Annotated in this window: 7 protein-coding genes; 2 read left to right on the top strand and 5 right to left on the bottom strand. The window is 39.2% G+C overall.

Annotated features, from left to right (window positions below; all coding sequences use genetic code 11):
• The 3 genes from Aru01_RS10910 to Aru01_RS10900 all read right to left on the bottom strand — a co-directional run.
• A partial coding sequence (locus Aru01_RS10910; protein WP_052475371.1) for a DUF6670 family protein occupies positions 1–1060 on the bottom strand: 1060 nt, incomplete at its 3' end.
• 33 nt (positions 1061–1093) lie between these two features.
• Positions 1094–1918: a CDP-diacylglycerol--serine O-phosphatidyltransferase gene (pssA, locus tag Aru01_RS10905; RefSeq protein ID WP_016654976.1), complete on the bottom strand. Its 825-nt coding sequence runs from the start codon at positions 1916–1918 to the stop codon at positions 1094–1096.
• Positions 1919–1983: 65 nt separating this feature from the next.
• Entirely contained in the window at positions 1984–2841 is an 858-nt protein-coding gene (locus tag Aru01_RS10900) for a 23S rRNA (adenine(2030)-N(6))-methyltransferase RlmJ (RefSeq protein WP_016654975.1), read from the bottom strand.
• A gap of 114 nt (positions 2842–2955) precedes the next feature.
• On the opposite strand from Aru01_RS10900, the gene Aru01_RS10895 reads away from it, so the two are divergent.
• Positions 2956–3561 (top strand): 2OG-Fe(II) oxygenase, encoded by a 606-nt coding sequence (locus Aru01_RS10895; protein WP_016654974.1) that lies wholly within the window; start codon positions 2956–2958, stop codon positions 3559–3561.
• A 96-nt stretch (positions 3562–3657) separates the two neighbouring features.
• On the top strand, positions 3658–4185 hold the full coding sequence (locus tag Aru01_RS10890) for a hypothetical protein (protein ID WP_016654973.1): 528 nt from the start codon (positions 3658–3660) through the stop codon (positions 4183–4185).
• 103 nt (positions 4186–4288) lie between these two features.
• On the opposite strand, the gene Aru01_RS10885 is transcribed toward Aru01_RS10890, so the two are convergent.
• Positions 4289–5275: a malate dehydrogenase gene (locus tag Aru01_RS10885; protein WP_016654972.1), complete on the bottom strand. Its 987-nt coding sequence runs from the start codon at positions 5273–5275 to the stop codon at positions 4289–4291.
• A gap of 318 nt (positions 5276–5593) precedes the next feature.
• Positions 5594–6262, bottom strand: coding sequence for a ribonuclease T2 family protein (locus Aru01_RS10880; protein ID WP_016654971.1), 669 nt, complete (start codon positions 6260–6262; stop codon positions 5594–5596).
• Positions 6263–6264 lie beyond the last annotated feature (2 nt).

Below are 6264 nucleotides of genomic sequence, written 5' to 3'. Positions count from 1 at the left end.
GAGCAGATGAGGGTAAAGAATCTAACGCTAATGCGCGTTCAGGCTGGTCTGATTCCTGCCAATTGAAAGGCCTTAGATCAATAAACTCACAATAACCAGCACTCCCCTCCTCATAATAATCGTCAATTTTGATTTGATATTGAAAACTTCCAACATAACCACGTCCTAAACCAGACTTATAGTCACCACGACTTTTAGCATAGATTTCAATACGGTGTTTTCCCTGCTGAGCTCGCCATTCAAATTCACGTGGTAAGTACATCATGTTTAAACAAGGTGTTTGCACCTTGGGATATACCCGATGAATAATAAATTGCACTTGATGATCAAAACATAATGTATTTTTTTCAATCTCAGTTCTTAAAAATATCTGAGAACGTAGGACTTGATTATATTGATTACGAACTTGTAAAAGAATTAACTGCCGCAGATCTTTAAGCTGAATCACTTGGTACGTATAAAAATACACAGCTAAAAATGGCACATTAATGCCACGGGCATATTCAAAACTTCCTAATTGATTCACCTCAATACGCTGCCCCTTATAAGTCAAAGTACCTTGACACTGACATAAGAGTGACCAATGTTGATACACCCCCAGACCAAATTTCAGTTTAGAAAAATGACTAATCACAGGTTGGGTATGAATATTTAAATCAACAGTCAGTTCAGCGTCGTGACGAATTAACTTAAAAAAGGGAAAGCTGCCTGTGAGTTTTAGATCTGAACCAAATTGATAAGCATCTTTTTGTAAATGACAGTCTTGGCCAACCGAAAACGTTGCCGAATGTCCAAGCATGTGTGGGCTAACACTATTAATCGTTGTCACGATATCTAATGTATGCTTGCTCTGTTGATGGGTATTAAATATTGGAATATTGGGCTGGCCAACAAGGGCCTTGAAATTAAAATAATGTAATGGAGCGGGTAAATCTGCGATGACTAATGCATGTTGTACTATTTTAAACCATGCATTGGGTGGCTGATATGCAAGCTTCAGCTTGAAAGGAACTTGTGCATATTGTGGTTGCATATCTTGATGATCCACAGACAACTTCATCACAAGCCCTCCTCACGCCAAATATATTGTTCCTTACTCGGTTTGATTACGTGCCAAGTAGGTGGTTAAGAAACCAGACAATACATATAAAAGTGATACCACCAAGATACCCAGCGGTATGTCATACATGACAATACCAAAGACTAAAATAACTGGCAACATCACAGCAAATGGTACACGTTTACGATCAACCTGCTTAAATGAATAGTACTTCATATTCGAGACCATCAATAAGCCAATAACTACCATGAACGCTGCATAAGTAACTTTCATAAATTGTGAACTAGGATCTAAGATCATTGAATAATCTCGGCTGACCCAAATTAATGAAATCACGATAATCGCTGCTAGTGGACTGGCAATCCCGATAAAGTAACGCTTATCGACCACACCAATCTGCACATTAAAGCGTGCCAATCGAAATGCAGCACAAGCGGTATAAACAAAGCAGCAAGCTAAACCAATACGACCTAAACTATGTAAGCCCCAGCTATACATTAAGATTGCGGGTGCCACACCAAAAGCAAGCAAATCAGAAAGTGAATCATACTGCTCACCAAATGCACTTTGTGCACCAATAGCACGAGCCACACGCCCATCTAAGCCATCCAATAAAGCAGCAAGAAAAATTGCATAAATTGCATGAAGATAATCATGATTCATACTCGCAATAATCGAGTAAAAACCAGATAACAAAGCAGCCGTGGTGATTAAATTAGGCCATAAATAAATCCCACGGCGTTTTACTTTATGCCCTTCATGCGTATGCTCTTCTTCTTCAACTTCAAATGTGATGACATCAAAAGAAAGATCATCAGGTTTCGAGTCATCTGATTTTTGCTGTTGGGTACTTGTCATTATGTTTTCCTAATTCAACTTTCTGATGTTTTAGCTTTGCTTTAGTCTAATTTATAACAATACGCTTATTCACCAACCAACCAACGCACTGCTGCATGTCCACCATTTTCGTTCATACGTAAATGAGGGAATAGCCATTGCAATGCTTCATCTGCTTGATTTGAAAATTGCCAAGGTGGATTAATCACCAACAAACCACAACCATTTAAACCGACTGGAGTGTCATCAGGCCAAACACAAATTTCACAAATCAATTGACGGCGAATACCTGTTTTCATCATTTTCTTTTCGAATCGATCAATCATGGCACGATCTTTAATCGGATACCATAATGCAATCACACCTGTTGGCCATTTTTTATGGGCCATTTGCAACAGTTCAACCAGTTGTGGAAAATCTTTACGCTCAATCTCATATGGCGGGTCAATCATGACCAAACCGCGCTTTTCTTTTGGAGGAATAACACCCAAAAGACCTTCATATGCATCGCGCTCATGCAAACCAGCACGTTTATCACGAATATTAAAGTAAAGCTGTTGAAACACATCACGCTGCATTTCAAAAATAGTTGCCTTATCAATATCACGCATACCTTCAAGTGCAAACCATGGTGAACCAGGATAAGCCCCCTTCCCTGAGCCTGCACGCATATCTTCGACGATTTTAAGGTATTGTTTGACACCTTCAGGGGCATTTCGTTTAATAGAGTCATCTAATTTAACTAGACGATGAATTCCATTTAAAAACTCACCTGATTTTTGTGCTTCAGATGTAGACAAATCATATTTACCCGCACCACCATGCGTATCAATATAACGATAAGGTTTGTCTTTGGCATTTAAACGTGTCAACAACTGTAATAAAAGCACGTGTTTCATGACATCGGCAAAATTGCCTGCATGGAAATGGTGACGGTAATTCATGTATGTATTCTTCCTGTATTCAGCACGTATTTTAGCACGAAAAAAGATTTCTTCACTGTCCGTCAATGTTCTAAAATATTGTCTCTAATTATTTTATTGAACTTACGAGGTTCTATGGAAGCGATGCTTCTCCCTGTAGCATGGGAAATTGATCAGGTTTTAGACCAAATTGCCCTATCTGGTTTTGCAATTATTGATCAAGCTTATTCCCATGAATATCAACAAGAACTTATTTTGGAGTGTACAGAAAACCTCGATCAATTCCGTAAAGCGGCAATACAAAATGGCGTCGTTTCAAATATTCGCAGCGACCACATTCTCTGGATTAACCAAGACCAATTTCCAGTTGCACAACAACATATTCAAGCTTTAGAACAACTATCACAACAATTTAACCGTCATTTTTTTCTCGGCATACAACACGTTGAGGCTCATTTTGCCTGCTATAACAGCGGAGAGTTTTATGCATTACACAGAGATAACCCTCAGCAAAAAAATGACCGAATGATTTCGAGTGTTTACTATTTACATGATCAGTGGCAAGAAAATTGGGGTGGACAACTACACCTACAAGATAAACAGGGCGAGTGGCATATTATTCAACCTACAGCAAACCGTATCGCGATATTTCAAAGTGACTTATTACATGAAGTAAAGCCTGCTCAACAACAACGCCTCTCCATTACTGCCTGGTTGCGTAGCGGTTCAAGCCTATACTAAGCTAAACTTAAATCACACATGAGTATGCTATTATTGCAATATGTATACTCTCACCGAATATCAAGTAAAACTTCGCTCATTTAAGGAATACATTTAATGGCTGAAGATTCACGCATGATCGTTTCCCGTATTGGTGAAACAGATCAATTATTTTTACAGCAAAATACTCCTGCACTTGCGTTAGAACGTGCAAGCTTACGTTTACAACTGGTACATGTAAGTCATTCACGTGCAGAACAAATTCATTTTTTACAAGAAGCGATCGTACTACTTGAACAAGCACGTATTGAATTTGAAGAAATGCCTTTGAATCTTTATCTTGAGCTATCGATTCAACTGGCGAGAACCTATCTGAGCTATTTTGAAATTAGTCAGGAACAACGTTTTGCTTTAATTACTCAGCAAATCTTAAAACCTCTGACTATTTATGAAAATGCTGAGATTTACTTCCTGTTGGCCCATGCTTCACTTGGTAAAAATGAAACTGCAATGACCAGACATTGGCTGAACAAATATTCAAAATCGAACCAATTCGATCCGATTTTGTTAAATCAGCACCCTGCCTTTCAAAGTTTAAAACAACATGAATGGTTTGCGACTTTAATCAAAGCACACTTAAACTAGTTTCATAAAGTCATACAGACCCAACTCAGCCAAGAAAGCGTTAAGCCATAAAAAAAGCATCCTTAAAGGATGCTTTTTTGTGATCAGACGATCAACATATTGCTTAGTTAAACAAATGTTCGATAGCTGAACGCTCTTCTTCTAATTCTTGAAGAGTTTTGTCCATGCACTTACGGCTGAATTCATCAATTTCTAGACCTTCAACACGAGTGTATTGACCGTTTTCACAAGTCACTGGAACACCGTACATTACGCCTTCAGGAATACCATAAGAACCGTCAGAAGGGATACCCATAGTTACCCATTCGCCGTTTGTACCAAGCGCCCAATCATGCATATGATCGATTGCAGCATTTGCAGCTGAAGCAGCAGAAGAAAGACCACGTGCTTCGATAATTGCAGCACCACGTTTACCAACAGTTGGAAGGAATACGTTTTCATTCCACTCTTGATCGTTGATCATGTCTTTAACATTTTCACCATTGATCGTAGCAAAACGGTAGTCTGCATACATTGTAGGAGAGTGGTTACCCCAAACAACCAAGTTTTTAATGTCTTTAACTGCTTTACCAGTTTTAGCTGCAATTTGGCTCAACGCACGGTTGTGATCCAAACGAAGCATAGCTGTGAATTGACCTGGGTTTAAATCAGGAGCAGATTTCATAGCGATATAAGCATTTGTGTTTGCTGGGTTACCAACAACCAATACTTTTACGTCACGGCTAGCGTGATCGTTGATTGCTTTACCTTGAACCGTAAAGATTTTAGCATTTTCTTGTAGAAGATCAGCACGTTCCATACCTGGGCCACGAGGACGAGCACCAACAAGTAAGCAGTAATCAGCATCTTTGAACGCAACATTCGGATCATCAGTACCGACCATGCCCGCCAATAATGGGAATGCACAATCTTCAAGCTCCATCATAACGCCTTTAAGCGCTTGTTGAGCTTTCTCAACTGGGATTTCAAGCATTTGCAAAATAACTGGTTGATCTTTTCCTAACATCTCGCCGCTAGCAATACGGAATAACAAGCTATAACCAATTTGACCTGCAGCGCCAGTAACGGCAACACGAACGGGTTGCTTCATATCATCATCTCCAATTGAGGATCGCTAATGTGATTAAGCAGGTATTCTGCCTAACCGAATTATCATAAACGGCCATTATTGTACTCCAATCCAATTGCAGTTGCATAAAAAACCGTGGATATTCAACAAAAGTCTGATAGAAAAAATAAATCAGTCCAAACTATTGTCAAAAAAGACACATTAAGAAAATGTGACTTTCAACAAATTTAATAAACAGATATTGAGAACCAACACAAAAATTACAGCAACACTCAAAGAATCAAAGCTGAGTTAAAAAACTACACAAACTTGCCGAGTTGAATCATCTGGCTAATAAAATTAATAACTCGATTTAATCAAAATATCATTTGGACAATTGGCTACTACACGGCTTGAGCACTGTTTATAGTGACCATTGACGTGATAACACACTTTCACCTCTGTAAGTACCGCAGGTTCTTGCCGATTTTGACAACTAAATCGAATCCCTTGGCTTGGCAAACTAGGATTTAGTCTTAAAAATTGAGCACGCAACTTCGCTTGATCAACAACTTTATTTTCATATCCGGTTAAGTCACTTGGCACCTTTAGTTTTTCAGCATAGCTAATCACGGTTCTAAAATATTGACTCGCATTCATCGGCACACAACCACCGACCTCATGCCACAACTGGCTACGGCCACTTTCATCAGGCATCACCTTAGCAATGACCTTGGTTTGAATGGGTGATAAATTCGCAGAACTATTGGTTCGACAGTTTGTGCCTGGTCGTACCTCTGGTAGCAATCCCGTAATTGTTAATGAATAACCTTCCATACACTTACGTTGTTTTGCACTACTTTGGTCCATTGAACAAACCGCAGGTGTCATTTGAATCTGCATGACATAGCCCTGCAGTTGAGCATCCGCGGCAAATGTCTCACCGCAGATCATCCATAGGGCCAGCAAAATGAAACTTTTAAGCTGCCAATATGGGCTACTAAACTTTTTTAAAATTAAATTGCTCATCG

The sequence above is a fragment of the Acinetobacter rudis genome, from assembly GCF_000829675.1.
In the GTDB taxonomy this organism is placed as follows: domain Bacteria; phylum Pseudomonadota; class Gammaproteobacteria; order Pseudomonadales; family Moraxellaceae; genus Acinetobacter; species Acinetobacter rudis.
This window is presented reverse-complemented; position numbering and strand designations above follow the sequence as displayed.

Bases quoted from the DNA above. Each gene is read 5' to 3' on its own strand.
- pssA (WP_016654976.1), bottom strand. From the start codon at position 1,918: ATGACAAGTACCCAACAGCAAAAATCAGATGACTCGAAACCTGATGAT.
- Aru01_RS10900 (WP_016654975.1), bottom strand. From the start codon at position 2,841: ATGAATTACCGTCACCATTTCCATGCAGGCAATTTTGCCGATGTCATG.
- Aru01_RS10895 (WP_016654974.1), top strand. From the start codon at position 2,956: ATGGAAGCGATGCTTCTCCCTGTAGCATGGGAAATTGATCAGGTTTTA.
- Aru01_RS10890 (WP_016654973.1), top strand. From the start codon at position 3,658: ATGGCTGAAGATTCACGCATGATCGTTTCCCGTATTGGTGAAACAGAT.
- Aru01_RS10885 (WP_016654972.1), bottom strand. From the start codon at position 5,275: ATGAAGCAACCCGTTCGTGTTGCCGTTACTGGCGCTGCAGGTCAAATT.
- Aru01_RS10880 (WP_016654971.1), bottom strand. From the start codon at position 6,262: ATGAGCAATTTAATTTTAAAAAAGTTTAGTAGCCCATATTGGCAGCTT.